Raw genomic sequence first — 18,182 nt, forward strand, 5'->3', positions numbered from 1 at the left:
CCCTCGCTTCGGTGAGAGATTCGGCTTCGGTGAGGGATTCGGCTTCGGTAAGGGGTTCGGCTTCGGTAAGACCTTCTCAGGCGAGTTCGCCTCACCGAAGCCGAATCCCTCACCGAAGCGGCGCAGAAACCGGCGCAGAAAGCGGTGCCGGTGCCGGTGCCGCGGGAGCCCCGAGCGTCAGAAACCCCATCACACCTGCGTCGACTCCCAGCTGCGGTAGAGCTGCGCGTACCGGCCGCCGAGGGTGACCAACTCCTCGGGAGAGCCGTCCTCCACCACGCGGCCGTGCTCCATCACCAGCACCCGGTCCGCGATCGCGACCGTCGAGAGGCGGTGCGCGATGATGATGGCCGTGCGATCCGCGAGCAGGCGCTGCAGCGCGCTCTGCACGAGGCGCTCGCTCGGCAGGTCGAGCGACGCGGTCGCCTCGTCGAGGATGAGCACGGTGGGGTCGGCGAGGAACGCGCGCGCGAACGAGATCAGCTGGCGCTGCCCCGCAGATACCCGCCCGCCGCGCTTGTTCACGTCCGTCTCGAAGCCGTCGGGGAGCGACTCGATGAACTCCTCCGCACCCACCGCTCGCGCGGCCGCTCGAATCTCCGAAGCGGTCGCATCGGGCCGCCCGAGCGCGATGTTCTCGGCGACGGTGCCGCTGAAGAGGTACGCCTCCTGCGTCACCATGACGATCGCGCGGCGCAGATCGGCGGAGTCGAGCCGGCGCAGGTCGACCCCGTCGAGCCGCACGGCGCCCTCCGTCGGATCGTAGAACCTCGCGAGCAGCTTCGCGAGCGTCGACTTGCCCGCACCCGTCGTTCCGACGAGCGCCACCGTCTGGCCCGCGGGCAGCTCGAGATCGCAGTCGTCGATCACGGTGCGCGCCCCCGCACCGGCGGTTCCGTACGCGAAGCTGACGTGGTCGAACGTGAGCGCGCCGCGCGGGCGCTCGAGACGGACGGGGTCCGCGGGATCCTGCACCGTCGGCTCCTCCTCGAGCACGCCCGAGACCTTCTCGAGCGCGGCCGTCGCCGACTGGTACGAGTTGAGGAACATGGCGACGTCTTCGAGCGGGCCGAAGAAGTTGCGCACATAGAGCACCGCGGCGATGAGCACGCCGATCGCGAGCTCGCCGGCGCTCACCCGCAGCGCACCCCAGAGCAGCACCGCGGCCACCGTCACGTTCGCGAGCAGGATCAGCCCGGGGTCGAGCACGCCGAAGAGGCGCAGCACGCGCAGGTTCGCGCTGCGGTACTCGTCCGAGATCGCGCTGAAGTCGGCGTCGCCTCGGCGCTCGCGACGGAACGCCTGCACCGCGCGGATGCCCGTCATCGTCTCCACGAACTGCACGATCAGGCGCGCGCTCACGACGCGCGTCGAGCGGAACCCCTTCTGCGACTCCACCACGAACCAGCGCATGAGGATCGCGAGCGGAACGCCCATGAACAGCAGGATCAGGCCGCTCCTCCAGTCGAGCAGGAACAGCATGATGAGCGTGAACGCGCCGATCAGCACCGCGTCGACCAGTTCGTTGAGGCTCCCGTCGAGCAGCTCCTGGATCGATTCCAGGTCGCTCGTCTGGCGCGAGATGATGCGACCCGACGTATACCCCTCGTGGAATTCGAGGCTGAGCCGCTGCGTATGGCGGAAGATGCGGGTGCGCAGCTCGAGCATCACCGCCTGCGTGAGCCGGGCGATGAGCACCACGTACCAGCCGACCAGCAGCGACCCCAGGCCGCCGGTGAGCACGAACGCCGCGGTCACGCCGGCTGCGGGGAGCCAGTCGCCGCGGTCGAGCGCGGCCGGCAGTGCGACGTCGATGCCGTACGCGATCAGCGAGGGGCCGATCGCGCGCATCACCGACGACACGATCACGACCGCCGCGGTCAGCGCGATGAGCCGACGCAGGGGGCGCAGGATCGAGCCGAGCAGCCGCAGCGAGCGCCGCCGAATCGCTCGGCTCTCCTCGCGCGTGTAGACGTTGCGGTCCTCGCCGCTCGTGCCGTGCACGCTCTCGGGGCTCACGGTCGCACCTCCTCGGACTTCTCTGCGGCTGGGCCGACTGCCGTCGTCTCCGCGGCTGAGCCGCCTGCCGTCGTCTCCGCGGCTGAGCCGCCTGCCGTCGTCTCCGCGGCTGAGCCGCCTGCCGTCGTCTCTGCGGCTGAGCCGCCTGCCGTCGTCTCTGCGGCGATGCCATCCGCGGCATCCCCGTCGCCGGCATCGGCGAGCGCGTCGCGCTCGATCCCCGCGATCAGGTGCCGGTAGTGGGCACTCGCGCGCAGCAGCTCGGAATGGGTGCCGATCGCGTCGATGCGTCCGTCGCGCAGCACCGCCACGCGGTCGGCGAGCGCGACGGTCGACGGCCGGTGCGCGACGACGAGCGCCGTCGTACCCACGAGCACGCGGCGCAGCGCCGCCTCCACGAGCGCCTCCGTGTCGACGTCGAGCGCCGAGAGCGGGTCGTCGAGCACCAGCACGTCGGGCGCGGCCGCCACCACGCGGGCGAGGGCGAGTCGCTGGCGCTGGCCTCCCGAGAGGCTGAACCCCTCCTCCCCCACCTCGGTGTCGACGCCCTGCGGCAGGTCGAAGACGAACCCGGCCTGGGCGACGGCCAGCGAGTCGCGCAGCACGCGGTCGGCGTCGGGGCCGTTCGGATCGAGATCCTCCCGCCCCAGCAGCACGTTCTCGCGCACCGAGGCCGAGAACAGGATCGGCTCCTCGAACGCCACGCCGATCCGGCGGCGCAGGTCTCCGAGCGCGAGAGCGCGCACATCGACGCCGTCGAGCACGATCGCCCCGCCGGTCACGTCGAACAGCCGGGTCGGCAGCGTGGTCAGCGTCGTCTTGCCGCTTCCGGTGGCTCCGACGATCGCGAGCGTCTCACCCGGCCGCAGCGCGAGGTCGAGGCCGTCGATGAGGTCGGTCTCGTCGGGACGGGCGTCGGGGTATCGGAAGCGCACGCCCCGGAATTCGAGCGCTCCGCTGCCGTGCTCGATCGTCTGCGGATGCTGCGGCTCGCGCACGGTCTGCTCGGCGTCGAACACCTCGAAGACGCGGTCGGTCGCCGTGCGGGTGTCGATCAGGAACGAGACGAGGAACCCGAGCGACCCCATCGGCCAGCGCAGCGCCGCCGCCATCGCGAAGAACGCGACGAGCTCCCCCGTCGAGAGCAGGTCGTGCGCCGCGAGCCAGACGCCCGTGATGAAGCACGCCCCCATCGCGAGGATCGGCACGAGCTCGTACCAGAACCAGAGCCCGCCGACCTCTCGCGCCTTCCGCATCTCGGTCTCGCGCAGCGTCTCGGCGCTGCGGGTGAACTGCGAGAGCGCATGGCCGCCGCGGCCGAACGCCTTGAGCACGCGAATACCGTGCACGCTCTCCTCCACCGCTGTCGCGAGGTCGCCCGTCTGATCCTGGCTGCGCCGCGACAGCACGCCGTAGCGCTGCTCGAAGCGGTAACCGACGATCCAGATCGGCAGCGAGCACACGATGAAGGCGACGCCGAGCGCCCAGTGCCAGCGGAAGAGCAGAGCCATGCCGATCACGATCGTGAGCAGGTTCACGACGAGCAGGATCAGGCCGAACGCCAACCAGCGGCGGATCGAGCTGATGTCCTGCATCATGCGGCTGAGCAGCTGGCCCGACTGCCACCGGTCGTGGAAGGCGACCGGCAGGCGCTGCAGACGCTCGAAGAACGACTGCCGCACCGCGTACTCGATCGCCGCCGACGGCGCGAGCACCATGCGCCGACGCAGGAACACGAGCAGCGCCTCGAGCACGCCGAGCAGCAGCACGCCGAGGGTCGCCCAGAAGATGCGGGCGCGGTCGCCGGACGCGATGGGTCCGTCGACCGCCCACTCGAGCACAAGCGGGATGATGAGGCTGGCGACGGCTGCCCCGAGGCCGAGGAACAGGCCCGTGATCAGCCTGGGGAGCGCTGGCCGGGCGAAGGGGAGGAGTCGCGCGAGCGCCCGCACGGTGCTGACGGGCGCGGCGGGGGTGCGCTCGGCGGCGTTGTGCGCGGGGCCATTTGCGGGGTCGTTCGCTGGGTCGTTCGCGGAGCCCGGGGAAGCGGCGGTGTGATTCATGATGCCTGACGTGCGTCGGCGCCCGGAAGCGGCTGCCCGAGAGGTGGGCGGCGCGGGGCGCGGGAAGATGGAGTGCTGAGTTCTGCAGCTGGGAGGGCGGCGGCCCGCGATCGGGCCGCGACGGCTACTTGCCCGGCTGCAGGGCGCCGGGGAGTCGCGATGCCGATGACGTGCCGATGATTGCCATGGGGCGCTCCTCTCCGGGTTCAGGGTTTCCGGGGTTCAGCTTATCCAGGCGGCGCGCTCGCGCACAAGGACGCGTTCTCCGAGCATCAGGCGGTCGCCGCAGCCGCACTCGCCGTTCTCGCGCGGCGATCCCGCATCGCCCCGTTCGCGACGTAGCCCGCGCTCGCGAGCACGACGAGCGACGACCACACGATCCACCATGGGAAGCCCGGTGCGTCAGGGGCCTCGGCGGGGTCGATGTTCGGCGGCAGGGGGAACACCCGCTCCGCGTGCACCAGCAGGCGGTGCGAGTTGATCCCGACGGGCGTGCACGTGACGAGCGTCAGCAGGTCCTCCCCCTCGACCGAGGCCAGTGACTCGGTCTCGTGCGGGCGCACCTTCTCGGAGTCCGTCACCCGGTACATCAGCGTCTCGCCGTAGACGTCGATGTATATGGCGTCGCCCGCGCGCAGCTTGCCGAGGTCGGTGAACAGTACCGCGTCTGCGAGCCCCGAGTGGCCGGTGATCACGCTGTGGGTGCCGGCGCCGCCCACGGGCAGCGCCGTACCGAAGAGATGGCCCGCCCCGCGCATCAGCGTCGAATCGGTGGTGCCGTGGAAGATGGGGAGCTTGACCCCGATCTCGGGGATGCGCACCCGGGCCATGACGCCCCGGTGGCCGTCGGAGAGCTCGTCGAGGTACTCCCGGTACTGCGGCGACTGCAGATCGGCGACTCCCATGGTGAACGGGTCGTATGCGGCGCCCGTCTCGAGCGCGTCGTTGTACTCGCGAGCCCGGCTGAGCTCGGCCTGGTACTCGGCTGCGGCATCCCCGGCGAACTCCTCCGCGTACTCATCGGTGAGCTCGGACTTGTTCGCCTGCGAGAACCAGTTCGCGGTCTGGGGGTACAGCAGCAGGAGGGCTCCGAGCAGCAGCATGAGCGACACGCTCAGCCTGAGTCGGGTCTCGGAGCGCCGACCGCCGGCACGTGCCATCACTCGCCTCTCCGCCGCAGCAACCACCAGAGCAGCACGGCCCCGCACACGAACGCGCCGCCCACGACGGTGAAGACGTATGCGGCGAGGGGGGTGTGCCCCGTGGTCGGCTCCACCTCCACGGCGGGGGCGGGCGCCGCGGCCGGCGGCGCCGCCGCGGCCAGTGCGGCGTCACCGGTGATGAGCACGAGCGCCACCGCGCAGGCGAGCACCGCGCAGGCCGCCACCGCGAACGCGGCCACTGCGCAGGAGACCGGCCACCGCGTCGGTGCGGCGCCGCGGGGGCGGCGGGCGCCGCGGATGTGCGCGCTCGCGGCGTGCGTCTCTCTCGAATCGAGCATTCCGGCTCCCCTGCGAATCGATCGCGCCTTCTGGGCGCACTGCGTGCAGCACGCCGTGCCCGGCCCGCCCGATGAAGATGCGTCTTCACGGGGCGTCCCGGGCACGGCGATGGACTGCGCGGCACGCGCTCGGTGCGCGTGCTCTGGAGTTACGCGCCGATCTTGCGGCGGTGCCGCAGGATCAGCGTGGTGGCACCGGCGAGCACGATGAGCCCGCCGAGGGTGAACAGCGCGGTGCCCGCGCCGCCGGTGATCGGCAGGTTGGGGAACGCGAATGCCGTGTTGCTGATGCTGAGGTCGACCGGTGCGGCGATGCCGCCCGTGACGACGTCGACGGCGTGCACGGTGTCGGAGAGGATGTAGCCCGCCGGAGCCGCCTTCTCCTTGACGTAGTAGGTCTTGGAGTGCGTGTCGGCATCGGTCAGGAGGCCGGCGATCAGCACGGTGCCGTCGTCGCCGGTGGTGAACTCCGTCGCGCCGTCGACGGCGATCGGGTTCGCGCCCTGCTCGGCGTCGGCCTCGCTCGCGAACACCTCGAACACGGCGCCCGCCAGCGCCTGCCCGTTCGCCTCATCCGACTTGACGATGCGGAGGGCGCCCCACTCGGTCGTGTCCTCCTTGGACGTGATCGGGTTCTCCTGACCGTTGACGTTGATGAACGCCGAGACACTGTTCTTGACGATGCCGTCGTCTCCCAGGCTCGTGACTCGGGTGTTGATGGAGAACGTCAGCGCGTACCCCGAAGCGTCGCCCTGCACCTGTGCGAGACCGGCGGCGGTCAGCGTGACCACGACCTCTCCGTCGATGAACTCTGCGGTGTAGTCGCTCGCGGCGAGGGCGGTGCCGTTGTAGGCGACGTCGGAGACCGACACGTACCCCAGTCGAGGATCGAGCGCGTCGGTGAGGCGGAGGCCCTCGAGCACATCACCGGCTCCGAGCTTCGGCACCTGGGCCGAGATGTCCCATGCGACCGGCGAGCCGAGGCCGAGCGCCTCCGACTCGTCCACGGTCTTGCTGATCTCCGAGGTCGAGTTCTTCGGGTACGAGAAGATGTCGTAGTGCCAGGCCTCTTCGATGTACGACGGCACCGCGACCAGGTACGGCTTCGACGCGCTCGTGATCTGCACGTCCTCGCCGTTCTGCTTCGCCGACGAGAAGTCGGTCTCCTCGACCAGGTACAGCCCGAGCGGGAGGTTCGCGAACGTCGCAGTGCCATCGGCCGCGGTCGTCAGCGACTGCGGGGCCCCGAGGCCCAGCGATCGCGCCTCGTCGACCGTCATCTCGGGCACGTCCTGCCACCCCTCGAGGGTGGTCAAGTCGACGCCCTCCACGGGCGATACGGTGAACTCGACGCCCTCCAGAGGCAGCGAACCGGCGGGGAGGCTCTCGATGGCGCCGCTTCCCGCGATCCCGCCGACCTGATCCGGCTGCGTGAGCTTCGTGATCGTAATCGATCCCGTCTGCGTCGGATCGATGTTGCCGATACCGACTGCGGACGCCGCGCTCCCGCCCAGGCCGAGCGTTCCGACAGCAAGCATCACTGCGCCTACGCCGGTCAGGACGCGCTTCGCGCGGTGACCCAACTTCTTTACTGACATGTTGTTGCCTTTTCTCGATGAGGACATTCGCTGGTGAATGCCGACTGGTTCAGCCGAATGGCTGGTGCAGGGTGCACGGTGCGCCCTGCTGCGACAGCCCGACTCGCGTACGGGCCGAAGAGTGGATGGCCCGCGGGTTAGGCGATGCGGCGTCGCCAGAGGAGGGTGCCGAGCGCCGCCGCGCCTCCGAGGCCGAACAGGAGCGCGAGGAGTTGCGTTCCCACGCCGGTCATGGGCAGCGCGGGCATCGCCGGAACGATCGAGCGGTAGCCGAAGTCCTGGTCGCTCACGGTCGTGCCCGGGGCGACCGCGATCGCACCCGAGACGCCGTCGCTACCTCCCGCGGCGGTGAACGTGTTCACCCACTGCCCGTCCGACGACGGAAGCGACTCCGCGTCGACCGAGACGACGTACTCGCCCGAGGCGAGGCGCCCGACGCGGTAGACGCCGTCGGCATCGGTGGTGGCGGTGGCGGTCTTCCCCGCCGCATCCGCGACCGTCACCGTGGCGCCCTCGAGGAACGGTTCGCCGGAATCGATGCGGCCGTTCCCGTCTCGGTCGTCCCACACGCGCCCCTCCACGACGCTCCGCACCACGGCGACCTCGACGGGCTCGCCCTCGCCGATGAGCGTCTCGCCGTTCATCAGCGCGCCGGAGACCGTGTTGTCGATTCGCTCGCCGTTCTCGGCGTCGGGCAGGTCCAGCGTGTACCGGAGCGTACCCACGCTGTCGGGTCCGGGCGTGAAGTCGTGGATCAGGATGCGAAGCGCGGTCGCCGAGCCGATCTGCTGTTTCGAGGCCGCGTCGTAGGCGACCCAGGCGACCTGGTCGGCGGGGGCGCTCGGAGCCGAGCGCACGGCCGGATCCGTCGTCAGCTGCAGCTCGACGTTCGACGGGTCGACCGCTTCGATCGTCGCGTCGCGCAGCACCACCGGTCCCGTCACATCGGTGCCGCGGCCGTCTCCGTCGTACGGCAGCACATCGACGAACTTCGTCTCCTGCTGGGTGACCGAGAGGAAGTTGAACCACGACACCGTGTACTGCGCCGACTCGTCTCCCTCGATCACCGGCGTCGAGGAGCTCTTCTCGACGAGGGCGACGTTCGGCTGCGACGCGTGCATCGTGAACTCCGTGTCCATCGTGCCCTTGATGGAGTCGCTCGGGAAGAGCGTGTCGGCGCGGATCGAGGCCTTCGTGACGAAGACGCCGCCGGAGGGCGCGACGGAGGAGGTGCGCGCGTCGAATTCGATCGGCTCGAGATCGGAGTAGTACTTCGCGTCGCCGAGATAGCGGAATGTGAGCCGCGTGCTGCCCGCGTCGTCGATGTTCGTCTCGATCTCGTAGCTCCACTTCTCGGTGTCCAACCGCGAGAAGTCGAGGGACGAGGGAAGCAGGTTCGCAGGAAGCACGTCGGTGACGACCACGTTGGGAATCACGATGTCGCGGTAGACGGCGCTCGAGGGATTGCCGTAGATGCTCGTGAAGATGACCTTCGGCTCGAGCGTGTACCGCACCGACTGCCCGGCGAGCGCGTACACCGTCTCGGGCTGCTGCACCTCGCCGTCCTGCGTCAGCACCACTCCCCGCTGCGGAATGGTTCCGGTGGCGCCGCGCACCACGACACGGTCGACGGCGAGCACATCGACCCGGCTCTCCTCGGCGTCGTGCACATCGCCGGCGAACAGTGCGCGGTGATGCACGTCGCCCGTATCCTCGCTGTCGTCCGCGAGGTTCGGGGCGTCGCGAACGACCGTGAAGAGCGGGTACGCCCGCAGATCCGAATCGGCGATCTCGGAGGAGCCGGCGCCCTCCCACACGCCACCGTTGGCGATGTACTCGTACCGCACTCCCGAGACCGTGCCCAGGTCGCCCGCGAAGTCGTCCAGTCGGGTCCACGAGTAGTCGAGCGCCTCACCGACGTTCGCCACCTCGCTGCCATCCTCCGTCGTCACGTAGACGAGGTAGTCTTCGCCCATGGTGAGGCGGTTGCCCGCCCCGTCCGTCATCGTCTCCGGGTCCACGAGCTGCGTCTCGCTCGGATCCCAGAAGCTGAACAGGTTGACGCCCGACGTCGGTGTGACCTCCACGCCGCCCTCGATCGAGCTGGTGTACGCGGGCTTGAAGTTCAGCCGGTGCCGATACGGCGTTCCCGGGTACACGAACAGGCGGGTGGGGTTGATCACCGTGTCGATGCGCTCGGCCTCGACGATGGCCGACTCGGGGCCGGAGGCCACCGAGGCGTCGCCGTTGTCGTACGCGAAGTCGAAGATGCCGCTGACGGGGGGCGACGTGTTCTCGACCGGGTGCCCGTCCGCTGTGGTCCAATCGACCGGGGCGAGGTCGTACTTCAGCCGGATCTTCTGCTCGCCCGCGCTCACGTCGGGCACCTCCGACAGCGGGATGCACTGCTGCATGCGCACCGTCACCTGCTCGTCGAGGCTCCCGTCGATGACGATGTCGAAGGTGTGCGCCGATGTGTCGAGGTTCTCGATCGTGACGGTCGGCTCGCCCGAGGCGTCCCAGCGGTTCTTCGCCGAGACCACTGAGACCTGGTTCTTCAGATCGTCGAGCGTCACGCCTCCCTGCGTGAACCCGTAGCTGGCGGTCATGCGCACCGGCGTCTTCCAGTCGAAGTACGTGCCGTCGGGGTTCGCTGACTTGCGCACGAAGACGGAGTAGCCGTGGAAGTACGCGGGCTCGGCTCCGTCGCCGAAGTCGCACGTGGTGACGCCCTGGTTCTCGCCGACGAACGTGGCGCGGGTCAGCGAGCCCTGCCACAGCCCCACGACCTCGAGGGAGCTCGGGGTGCCGGTCGCTCCGACGGTGCGCGATCCGGCGGCATCGGTCACGGTGAGCTCGGGCGCGTACACCGAGCCGAGCAGATCGGCGTTGGTGCCCGAGACCATCGCGGCGGGGTAGTTGAACTCGATCAGCTGACTGTCGGACGCCTGCCCGCTGCCCGAGAGCGTCACGGTGACGGTGCGCCCGTCGTCGGTGAGCGCGAACGACGAGGTGTAGCCGTTCACCCCGTCGAGGTTCATCATGCCCGCCGTGCGGAGCGAGCTCTCGTTCCACGTCCACCCCTCGGGGAGCGTCTGGGAGATCTGCGCGTCTTTGAGCCCGTTCACCACGAACGCCCAGCTGAAGGTCGCCCGACCGCCCACTGCGACCTTGCCGTCCGTGTTCGACTCGTCGCCCGGGGCACTGCTCGTGCCGTCGTCGGTGATTCTGAGAGCGGCCGACTGGAACGCCCCCTGCGGGGCCGCTTGCGCGGGAGCAGCCTGCAATGCGACGGCTCCGCCGAGCGCAACCGCAAGCCCGAGCATCCCCGCGAGGAGGCGACGGCCAGTTCTTCGAAGTGATTTCACAGTAGATCCCGAGGGTGATCATCGGGCGGGTATTCCTTCACTGGCTCCCGCCTCAGGTGCCGTTCATACGGTCCCAAAGGGTCACGGGGTCTTCGAGGTGTTTCGGGCGGTTTAAGTAGTGAGCACCCTGTGCTTGGGTAGCAGTTCTCCGAAAATCAGTATGCAAAACCACTTATGTGACTGATCGTCGACATTTTGCAGTGTGAGCGGCTATGTCTTTTCCGCACCGACCCGGCCCGGATCCCGCCGGTGGCATCGCGCGCCGCCACCGCCGCGCCCCGCTCGGAGCGGGAGCGCCCGATCCGCGGCCGCTCGACGGATCAGAAGGCGAACGCGATGCCCAGCAGCACGCCGTACGCCAGCGCCGCGAGGCTCGTGAGCTGCAGCACGAGAATCAGCTCTCGCGGGGTCTTCGCGGTCAGCGTGATCACCGAAGCGGGAATCGCGATGAGCAGCACGAACCAGACGAGGATCATGCCGGGCTGAGCCACCGCGTAGAGCGCGGGCACCGCGAACGGCAGCAGCACGCACACCACGTAGAGGATGCGCGACGCCCGATCCCCGATGCGCACCGCGAGCGTGCGCTTGCCCGCCAGCCGATCCGTCGGAATATCGCGCAGGTTGTTCACCACGAGCACGGCGACGGCGAAGAGCCCCACCCCGGCGCCCGCGATCCAGGGCTCCTGCACCTCGATGTCCGTCTGCAGCCACACCGTGCCGACCGTCGCGACGATCCCGAAGAACACGAACACCACGACCTCGCCCAGCCCCGCATACCCGTAGGGGCGCTTGCCCCCCGTGTAGAACCAGGCCGCCACGATCGCGACCGCGCCGAGCGCGAGGAACCACCAGCGCCCGCTGAGTACGACCGCGACGAGGCCCGCCACCGCGGCGAGCCCGAAGAAGACGAGCGCGAGCGCGAGCACCCGCTTCGGGTTCACCAGCCCCGAACCGGTGAGACGAGCCGGGCCCACCCGGAACTCGTCGGTGCCCCGCACCCCGTCCGAGTAGTCGTTCGCGTAATTCACCCCGATCTGCAGAAACACGGCGACGGCGAGCGCCAGCAGGCTCAATGTCAGTGAGAAGCCCTGCACCATGTGCGCGATGCCGCTCCCCGCCGCGACGGGGGCGACGGCGAGCGGGAGCGTGCGCAGGCGCGCACCGCCCACCCAGTTGCGCCACGTGATGCGGGGCGCGGCACCCGCCGCAGCCTGCCGCTCAGCAGCCGCCCGTGCCGCCGGATTGCCCGAGCGCCGTCGATCCCTCGCCTGATTCACGACTCACCCTTCTCTCGACGCGATCGCGCGTCGCCCATCCCCGACGCGGCACCCGCGCGCCGCGCCTCATCGAAACTCGACCGCAAGCGGGCCATCCACGCCCCGATCGCCGCGTGATCGGGCTTGCCGCCCGCAAGCCGCGGCACCTCGTCCATCTCGGTCACCCACTCCGGCACCGCAGCCGGCCCGAGCGACGCGCGCAGCACCTCCCGCACCCGGTCGAACGCGAGACGCTCGCCCGCGTCGCCCCGGTCGAGATCGACGACGAGCGACACCCGCTCCCCCCACTCGTGGTGCGGAGCGCCGAGCGCCACCGCGCTCGCCCAGCCGGGCTGCTCGCGCACGACGCGCTCCACCTCGTCGAGCGACACATTGACACCGCCAGAGACGATCACCCGGTCGAGACGCCCCGTCACCGTGAGCATGCCGCCGAGCAGCTCGCCCGAATCGCCCGTGCGATACCAGCGCACCGGAGCCCCGTCGCGGCCCGTCTCGGTGATGAACACCCGATCCGTGAGTTCGGGATCGCCGACGTATCCCAGCGCCAGCGACGCACCCGCCAGTTGCACCTCTCCACCGCGGATGCGCACGCGCGTATCGCCGATCTCGACGCCGTCGTACACGCAACCGCCCGCCGTCTCCGTCATCCCGTAGCTGCGCTTCAGGGCTACCCCGAGCTCGTGCGCCCGGCTGCGCAACGACACGCTCAACGTCTGGCCGCCCACCAGCACCGCGTCGAAGCGGCGCAGCGCGTCGGCGGCGGCGCGATCCCGCTCGGCGAGATCGACGAGGCGCGCGAACTGCACCGGCACCAGCGAGACGAAGCGCCGCTCGGCGTCGAGCTCCTCTGCACGATCGAGGAACGCGGCGGCATCGAACCGCCCGTCGAAGAACACGGGCTGCGTGCCCGCGAGTTCGCTGCGCACCAGCATCTGCAGGCCGGAGATGAGCTGCGTCGGCAGCGCCACCAGCCATTGGCCGTGCCCGCCGAACCGCTCGGCCGTCGCCTCGGCGCTCGCACGCAGCGCATCGGCCGAGAGCGCGACCGCCTTCGGCCGACCGCTCGATCCCGACGTGCGCACCACCACGGCGGTGCCCTCGGGCAGCTCCTGCTGCTGCAGCACCGCGACCTCGTCGGCATCGACCCCGGGCGCCAGCGGAACCACCGGCGCCCCGCCGTGGAGCGCATCGGCGAGGGCGGCGGTCAACCAGGCTCGATCTTCGGTCGGAATCGCGCGGAGTCGGTGGGGCGAAGTCACCCGACCAGGGTACTCCGCGTCGCCGTGCTCGGGGTCCGCCCCCCCCCCGTGCGAGCGGGGTCACTTTCGGAGCGTGTCGGAGCGGTGCGACGCCGCAACACGCTCCGAAAGTGACCCCGCTCCGGTTTGGGGCGGGCGGGCGGCGGACGGCGGCGGACGACGGCACCGCCGCCGCCCGCTGCCCGCCCCGCCGCTCAGTAGTAGTACGGGTACGGGGACCAGTCGGGGTCGCGCTTCTCGAGGAACGAGTCGCGGCCCTCGACCGCCTCGTCCGTGCCGTAGGCGAGGCGCGTCGTCTCGCCGGCGAAGAGCTGCTGACCGACGATCCCGTCGTCGACGGCGTTCATCGCGTACTTGAGCATGCGGATCGCGGTCGGCGACTTGCCGAGGATCGTGCGCGCCCAGGCGATGCCGGTGCGTTCGAGCTCCTCGTGCGGCACGACCGCGTTCACGGCGCCGATCTCGCGAGCGCGGTCTGCCGAGTACTCCTCGGCGAGGAAGAAGATCTCGCGCGCGAACTTCTGGCCGACCTGCTTCGCGAAGTAGGCGCTGCCGTAGCCGGCGTCGAACGATCCCACGTCGGCGTCGGTCTGCTTGAACTTGGCGTGCTCGCGGCTCGCGATGGTGAGGTCGCAGACGACGTTGAGCGAGTGGCCGCCGCCGGCCGCCCATCCGGGCACGAGCGCGATGACGACCTTCGGCATGAAGCGGATCAACCGCTGCACTTCGAGGATGTGCAGGCGCCCGGCCCGAGCCGCCGCCTCCGGCCCCACCCCGGTCTCGTCATCGGAGTACTGGTAGCCGTCGCGGCCGCGGATGCGCTGATCGCCGCCCGAGCAGAACGCCCAGCCGCCGTCTTTGGGGCTCGGCCCGTTGCCGGTGAGCAGCACGACGCCGACCCGGGGGTTCACCCGGGCGCGCTCGAGCGCGTCGGCGAGCTCGTCGACGGTGCGGGGCCGGAACGCGTTGCGCACCTCGGGGCGGTCGAACGCGACGCGCGCGATGCGCCCGTCGCGGCTCAGGTGCGACGTGATGTCGGTGTAGCGGTCGGCGCCGGGGGCGACCTCCCACTCGGCGGGGTCGAAGAGCTCGGATACCTGCTGCGTCATGCCCCTAGCCTAGGGCGCGGCCCGTGGAGGGGGCCGGCGCGCCGGGCGGATCCGCGGGACGCTCCGTGATGAGCCGGTCGGGCACGTACTGCGTGCGGCGCGCCCACGGGGTGTACACGGCGAAGGTCACCACGATCGCGACGAGCCACGAAAGGTCGGCGCCTCCGAGCGCCTGCGCGACGGGGCCTGTGTAGAGCGCCTGACTCATGAAGGGCACCTGCGCCAGCACGCCGATGCCGTAGCTCGTGATCGCGACCCAGTTGAAGGCGCGGTAGGGCCCGCCGGCGTCGTAGAGGGCCGGGATGTCGACGCGCTCCTTCGAGATCAGGTAGTAGTCGACGAGGTTGATCACGCTCCACGGGATGAAGACGGTGAGCAGCGCGAGCACGAAGTTCTTGAACACCGAGAGGAACCCCACCTCGTTGGCGATGAGTGCGACGACGGTGGCGAACACGGTGAAGCCGACGATGATGCCGGTGCGCACGGTCTGCGACACGCGCTGGTGGCTGGTCCATCCGGTGATGATCGTGAGGATGCACATGAAGCCGCCGTACGCGTTCAGGGAGTTGACCGAGAGCTTGTTCACGACGATGACGACGTAGATGAGGATCGCGACGAGCCCGCCTCCGGCGATCTCGCCGAGGCTGCCGACCTGGCTGGCGAGGAATGCATCGGTTCCGAGGGCTCCGGCGATGAGCACGCCGAGGGTCATCGCGATCTGGGCGCCGATCACGGAGCCGAGGAAGGTGCTCCAGAACGTGGCCCGCACCGAGGTGCGCTGCGGCAGATAGCGCGAGTAGTCGGCGACGTAGGGCGCGAAGGTCATCTGCCAGCCTGCGGCGAGCGCGATGGCGAGGATGAACGACGCCCAGGTGAAGTCGACCTGGCCGAAGGCCGACTGCACGTCGTACCCCGCGAAGAGGCGGATGGCGACGTAGCCGAAGCCGATGAGGCCGACGACGGATGCGATGCGGCCGATCATGTGGATGAGCCGGTAGCCGACGACGGCGACGCAGGTCGTCATGAGCCCGAACAGCACCATGCCCCAGACGGGGGCGTTCCAGCCGAAGATGAGGTTGAGGGCCTGCCCGCAGAGCACGACGCTCGTCATCTGGAACCCGAGGTACATGAGGATCGTGAGCACGAGCGGCAGCGCGGCCCCCTTGACGCCGAACTGCACGCGGCTGGAGATCATCTGCGGCAGGCCGAGGCGCGGCCCCTGCGCCGAGTGCAACGCCATCGTGATGCCGCCGATGACGTTGCCGATGAACAGGCCGACGATGGCCGCCATGGCCTCGGCGCCGAATGTGATGGCGATCGCGCCGTCGACGATGGCGGTGATCTGCAGGTTCACGCCGAACCAGAGCGAGAACTGGTTGCCGACCCGCCCATGGCGCTCCGCGTCGGGAACGCGCTCGATGGTGCGGATCTCGCGAGTCATGAGGCTCTCGGAGCCGGGAGTGTCGGTCTGCATCGTCCGTGTCTCGTTTCGTCGTCGCATCGGTGCGGGTACTGCGGTTCGGCCAGCGTATGCACCGTGCGCGGCTCGGCGGAGGGCGCGGTCGCAGCGCGTGTCCGGGATCTCAAAACGTCGGATCGGGGCCGTGCGGGGCGCCGGCCGCGGAGCCCGACGGGCGCGCCGCGCGCACGTGAACGGGATCGCGGCGCGCACGGGGGCGCGCCCGAAGCCCGGCGTGGCAGGATCGAGGCATGACGCCCGCCCGCCTCCCCGAACTCGACGAGATCGTCGCCGCCGCGCACGTCGTCGCGATCCCGACCCGCACCCGCTTCCGCGGCATATCGGTGCGGGAGGCCGTCGTGTTCGACGCCCCCGAGGGCGCCAGCGAGTTCTCGCCGTTCGTCGAGTACGACGACGCGGAGGCGGCGCCGTGGCTCGCGGCGGCCCTCGACTTCGGGTGGCGGGAGCAGCCGGCCGCCCGGCGCGAGCGCATCGCGGTGAACGCGACGGTTCCGGCGGTGCCCGCCGACGAGGTCGCCGCGATCCTCGCCCGGTTCCCCGGGTGCACGACCGCGAAGGTGAAGGTCGCCGAGCGCGGTCAGCGCCTCGACGACGATCTCGCGCGGGTGCGCGCGGTGCGGGAGGCGCTCGGCCCCGAGGGGCTCGTGCGCGTCGACGCGAACGGGGGCTGGAGTGCGGCGGAGGCGATCGACGCGCTCGCGCAGCTCGCCGCCTGCGATCTCGACTACGCGGAGCAGCCCTGCGCGAGCGTCGACGAGCTCGTCGCGGTGCGCCGGGGCATCGGCGAGCGCGGCATCGACGTGCGCATCGCCGCCGACGAGAGCGTGCGCAAGGCCGAGGATCCGCTGGCCGTCGCCCGAGCCGGCGCCGCAGACCTGCTCATCGTGAAGGCGCAGCCGCTCGGGGGCGTGCGCCGGGCGCTGTCGATCGTGGAGCGGGCCGGGCTGCCGGTGGTCGTCTCGAGCGCGCTCGACACGTCCGCGGGCATCGCGATGGGGCTGCACCTCGCGGCGGCCCTCCCCGACGACCTGCTCGCGGGCGCGTGCGGGCTCGGCACGGTCGCGCTGCTCGACGGCGACGTCACGGCGTCGCCGCTCGTGCCCGAGCGCGGCTCGATCGCCGTGCGGCGCCCGGCGCTCGATCCCTCACTGCTCGAGCGGTACCGAGCGGCCCCGGATCGCGCGGCGTGGTGGCGCGAGCGCCTCGCCCGCACCTCCGCCCTGCTCCGCTCCCCCCGCTGATCCGACAGCACCGAGCCCGGGCCCGCCGCTCAGGCGAGCTTCGCCGCGCGGCGCGCGCCTTCGCCGAGCGCCTCGAGCTTCGCCCACGCGATCTGCGGGTGCACGCGCCCGCCGAGGCCGCAGTCGGTCGACGCGATGACGCGATCCGCTCCGACGACATTCGTGAAGCGCTGGATGCGCTGAGCGACGAGGTCGGGGTGCTCGACGAGGTTCGTCGAGTGGCCCACCACGCCGGGCACGAGAATCAGGTCGTCGGGGATGATGCTCCGGTTCTCCTCCCACACCGCCCACTCGTGCTCGTGGCGGGCGTTCGCCGCCTCGAAGGAGATCTGGCCGACGTTGGCGCCGAGCACCGTCTTCAGAATGTGCTTCAGCTCGATGTCGGTGGTGTGGGGGCCGTGCCACGAACCCCAGCAGAGGTGCAGACGGATCTGCTCCTTCGGCAGTCCCGCGATCGCCTCGTTGATCGCGTCGATGCGGATCTGCGTGAACGCGAGGTAGTCCTCGACCGAGGGCTCGGGGTTGATCTGATCCCAATTCTCGGCGAGCGAAGGATCGTCGAGCTGCACGATGAGACCCGCGTCGGTGATGGCCCGGTACTCCTCGCGCAGCGCCGCGACCCACGCGTCGATGTGCGCCTGCTCCGTCGGGTAGAAGTCGTTCTGGATGCGCGCGGCCGAGCCCGGCGCGATCGCCGTGATGAAGCCCTGCTCGCCCGGCTGGAGGGCGGCCCGCAGGTTGCGGGTGTCGGTCTCGACGAGGTCGTGACCGGTGTAGGTGATCGCATCGGTGGTCGTGGGGAAGGGCGTCGCGTTCGTGCCCGTGCTGATGCCGTCCTGGTACGCCTCGGAGAAGCGGACCCAGTCGCGGCGGTCGGGGAACGAGGTCAGCTGGATGTTGCCCGGCGTCGAGCGCACCGGCTCCTGCGTGAAGATGTTGCGCTCGGTGACGGTGAGCCCCGAGGTGCGCTGGAACGAGTACGTCCACCAGGCGCCGTAGTCGACCGCGTTCGACATCGCCTTGCCGAACTCGCCGTCGCCCGGCTGCGTGATGCCGAGGTCGCGCTGGCGCGCCACGACGTCGCGCACGGCCTCCGCCACGAGCGCGTCGAACTCGGGCGTCGACTGCAGGGTCAGGCCGTCGTCGGCGAAGGTGCGTGCGGCGTTCGCCTCGATGAGCGCCTGCGTACGGGGCAGGCTCCCCGCGGTGGTGGTTTCGATCTGCGTCATACCTCGAAACTATCCGGCGGCATCGCCGACGCGGCAAT

General features: G+C 70.4%; 12 protein-coding genes. 1 reads left to right on the forward strand and 11 read right to left on the reverse strand.

Features of this window, described 5'->3' with window-relative positions; translation table 11 throughout:
• Positions 1–189: 189 nt before the first annotated feature.
• The 10 genes from NS354_RS00825 to NS354_RS00870 all read right to left on the reverse strand — a co-directional run bounded on the left by NS354_RS00825 (position 190) and on the right by NS354_RS00870 (position 15,668).
• Entirely contained in the window at positions 190–2,019 is a 1,830-nt protein-coding gene (locus NS354_RS00825) for an ABC transporter ATP-binding protein (protein ID WP_058592732.1), read from the reverse strand.
• Positions 2,016–4,082: an ABC transporter ATP-binding protein gene (locus NS354_RS00830; protein ID WP_241490284.1), complete on the reverse strand. Its 2,067-nt coding sequence runs from the start codon at positions 4,080–4,082 to the stop codon at positions 2,016–2,018. Before NS354_RS00830 ends, NS354_RS00825 begins: the two co-directional genes overlap by 4 nt.
• Positions 4,083–4,354: 272 nt before the next feature.
• On the reverse strand, positions 4,355–5,242 hold the full coding sequence (locus tag NS354_RS00835; protein WP_058592734.1) for a class C sortase: 888 nt from the start codon (positions 5,240–5,242) through the stop codon (positions 4,355–4,357).
• Complete coding sequence (locus NS354_RS00840; protein ID WP_058592735.1) at positions 5,242–5,583, reverse strand: hypothetical protein; 342 nt, start codon at positions 5,581–5,583, stop codon at positions 5,242–5,244. Before NS354_RS00840 ends, NS354_RS00835 begins: the two co-directional genes overlap by 1 nt.
• Positions 5,584–5,732: 149 nt before the next feature.
• Positions 5,733–7,208: a SpaH/EbpB family LPXTG-anchored major pilin gene (locus NS354_RS00845; RefSeq protein WP_082677834.1), complete on the reverse strand. Its 1,476-nt coding sequence runs from the start codon at positions 7,206–7,208 to the stop codon at positions 5,733–5,735.
• 110 nt (positions 7,209–7,318) lie between these two features.
• The gene (locus tag NS354_RS00850) at positions 7,319–10,468 is read right to left on the reverse strand and encodes an SdrD B-like domain-containing protein (RefSeq protein WP_153002062.1); all 3,150 of its coding nucleotides are present in this window, start codon (positions 10,466–10,468) and stop codon (positions 7,319–7,321) included.
• A 401-nt stretch (positions 10,469–10,869) separates the two neighbouring features.
• The gene (locus NS354_RS00855) at positions 10,870–11,826 is read right to left on the reverse strand and encodes a 1,4-dihydroxy-2-naphthoate polyprenyltransferase (RefSeq protein ID WP_058592738.1); all 957 of its coding nucleotides are present in this window, start codon (positions 11,824–11,826) and stop codon (positions 10,870–10,872) included.
• Positions 11,823–13,085: an AMP-binding protein gene (locus NS354_RS00860; protein ID WP_241490285.1), complete on the reverse strand. Its 1,263-nt coding sequence runs from the start codon at positions 13,083–13,085 to the stop codon at positions 11,823–11,825. Before NS354_RS00860 ends, NS354_RS00855 begins: the two co-directional genes overlap by 4 nt.
• Positions 13,086–13,279: 194 nt before the next feature.
• Positions 13,280–14,194 carry a 1,4-dihydroxy-2-naphthoyl-CoA synthase gene (locus NS354_RS00865; RefSeq protein WP_010155178.1) on the reverse strand — a complete coding sequence of 305 codons (915 nt, stop codon included), beginning with the start codon at positions 14,192–14,194 and terminating at the stop codon, positions 13,280–13,282.
• Positions 14,195–14,198: 4 nt separating this feature from the next.
• Positions 14,199–15,668 carry a purine-cytosine permease family protein gene (locus NS354_RS00870; protein ID WP_058592740.1) on the reverse strand — a complete coding sequence of 490 codons (1,470 nt, stop codon included), beginning with the start codon at positions 15,666–15,668 and terminating at the stop codon, positions 14,199–14,201.
• Between the two features lie 236 nt (positions 15,669–15,904).
• On the opposite strand from NS354_RS00870, the gene NS354_RS00875 reads away from it, so the two are divergent.
• Positions 15,905–16,915 carry an o-succinylbenzoate synthase gene (locus NS354_RS00875; protein WP_058592741.1) on the forward strand — a complete coding sequence of 337 codons (1,011 nt, stop codon included), beginning with the start codon at positions 15,905–15,907 and terminating at the stop codon, positions 16,913–16,915.
• 29 nt (positions 16,916–16,944) lie between these two features.
• Here NS354_RS00875 and NS354_RS00880 read toward each other — a convergent pair whose 3' ends face one another.
• Positions 16,945–18,144: a cobalamin-independent methionine synthase II family protein gene (locus tag NS354_RS00880; protein ID WP_058592742.1), complete on the reverse strand. Its 1,200-nt coding sequence runs from the start codon at positions 18,142–18,144 to the stop codon at positions 16,945–16,947.
• Positions 18,145–18,182: the final 38 nt, after the last annotated feature.

This window comes from Leucobacter chromiiresistens (assembly GCF_001477055.1).
In the GTDB taxonomy this organism is placed as follows: domain Bacteria; phylum Actinomycetota; class Actinomycetes; order Actinomycetales; family Microbacteriaceae; genus Leucobacter; species Leucobacter chromiiresistens_A.

Coding starts and splice junctions, on each gene's coding strand:
- NS354_RS00840 (WP_058592735.1), bottom strand. CDS start 5,583: ATGCTCGATTCGAGAGAGACGCACGCCGCGAGCGCGCACATCCGCGGC.
- NS354_RS00865 (WP_010155178.1), bottom strand. CDS start 14,194: ATGACGCAGCAGGTATCCGAGCTCTTCGACCCCGCCGAGTGGGAGGTC.
- NS354_RS00875 (WP_058592741.1), top strand. CDS start 15,905: ATGACGCCCGCCCGCCTCCCCGAACTCGACGAGATCGTCGCCGCCGCG.
- NS354_RS00880 (WP_058592742.1), bottom strand. CDS start 18,144: ATGACGCAGATCGAAACCACCACCGCGGGGAGCCTGCCCCGTACGCAG.
- NS354_RS00870 (WP_058592740.1), bottom strand. CDS start 15,668: ATGCAGACCGACACTCCCGGCTCCGAGAGCCTCATGACTCGCGAGATC.
- NS354_RS00830 (WP_241490284.1), bottom strand. CDS start 4,082: ATGAATCACACCGCCGCTTCCCCGGGCTCCGCGAACGACCCAGCGAAC.
- NS354_RS00835 (WP_058592734.1), bottom strand. CDS start 5,242: ATGGCACGTGCCGGCGGTCGGCGCTCCGAGACCCGACTCAGGCTGAGC.
- NS354_RS00845 (WP_082677834.1), bottom strand. CDS start 7,208: ATGTCCTCATCGAGAAAAGGCAACAACATGTCAGTAAAGAAGTTGGGT.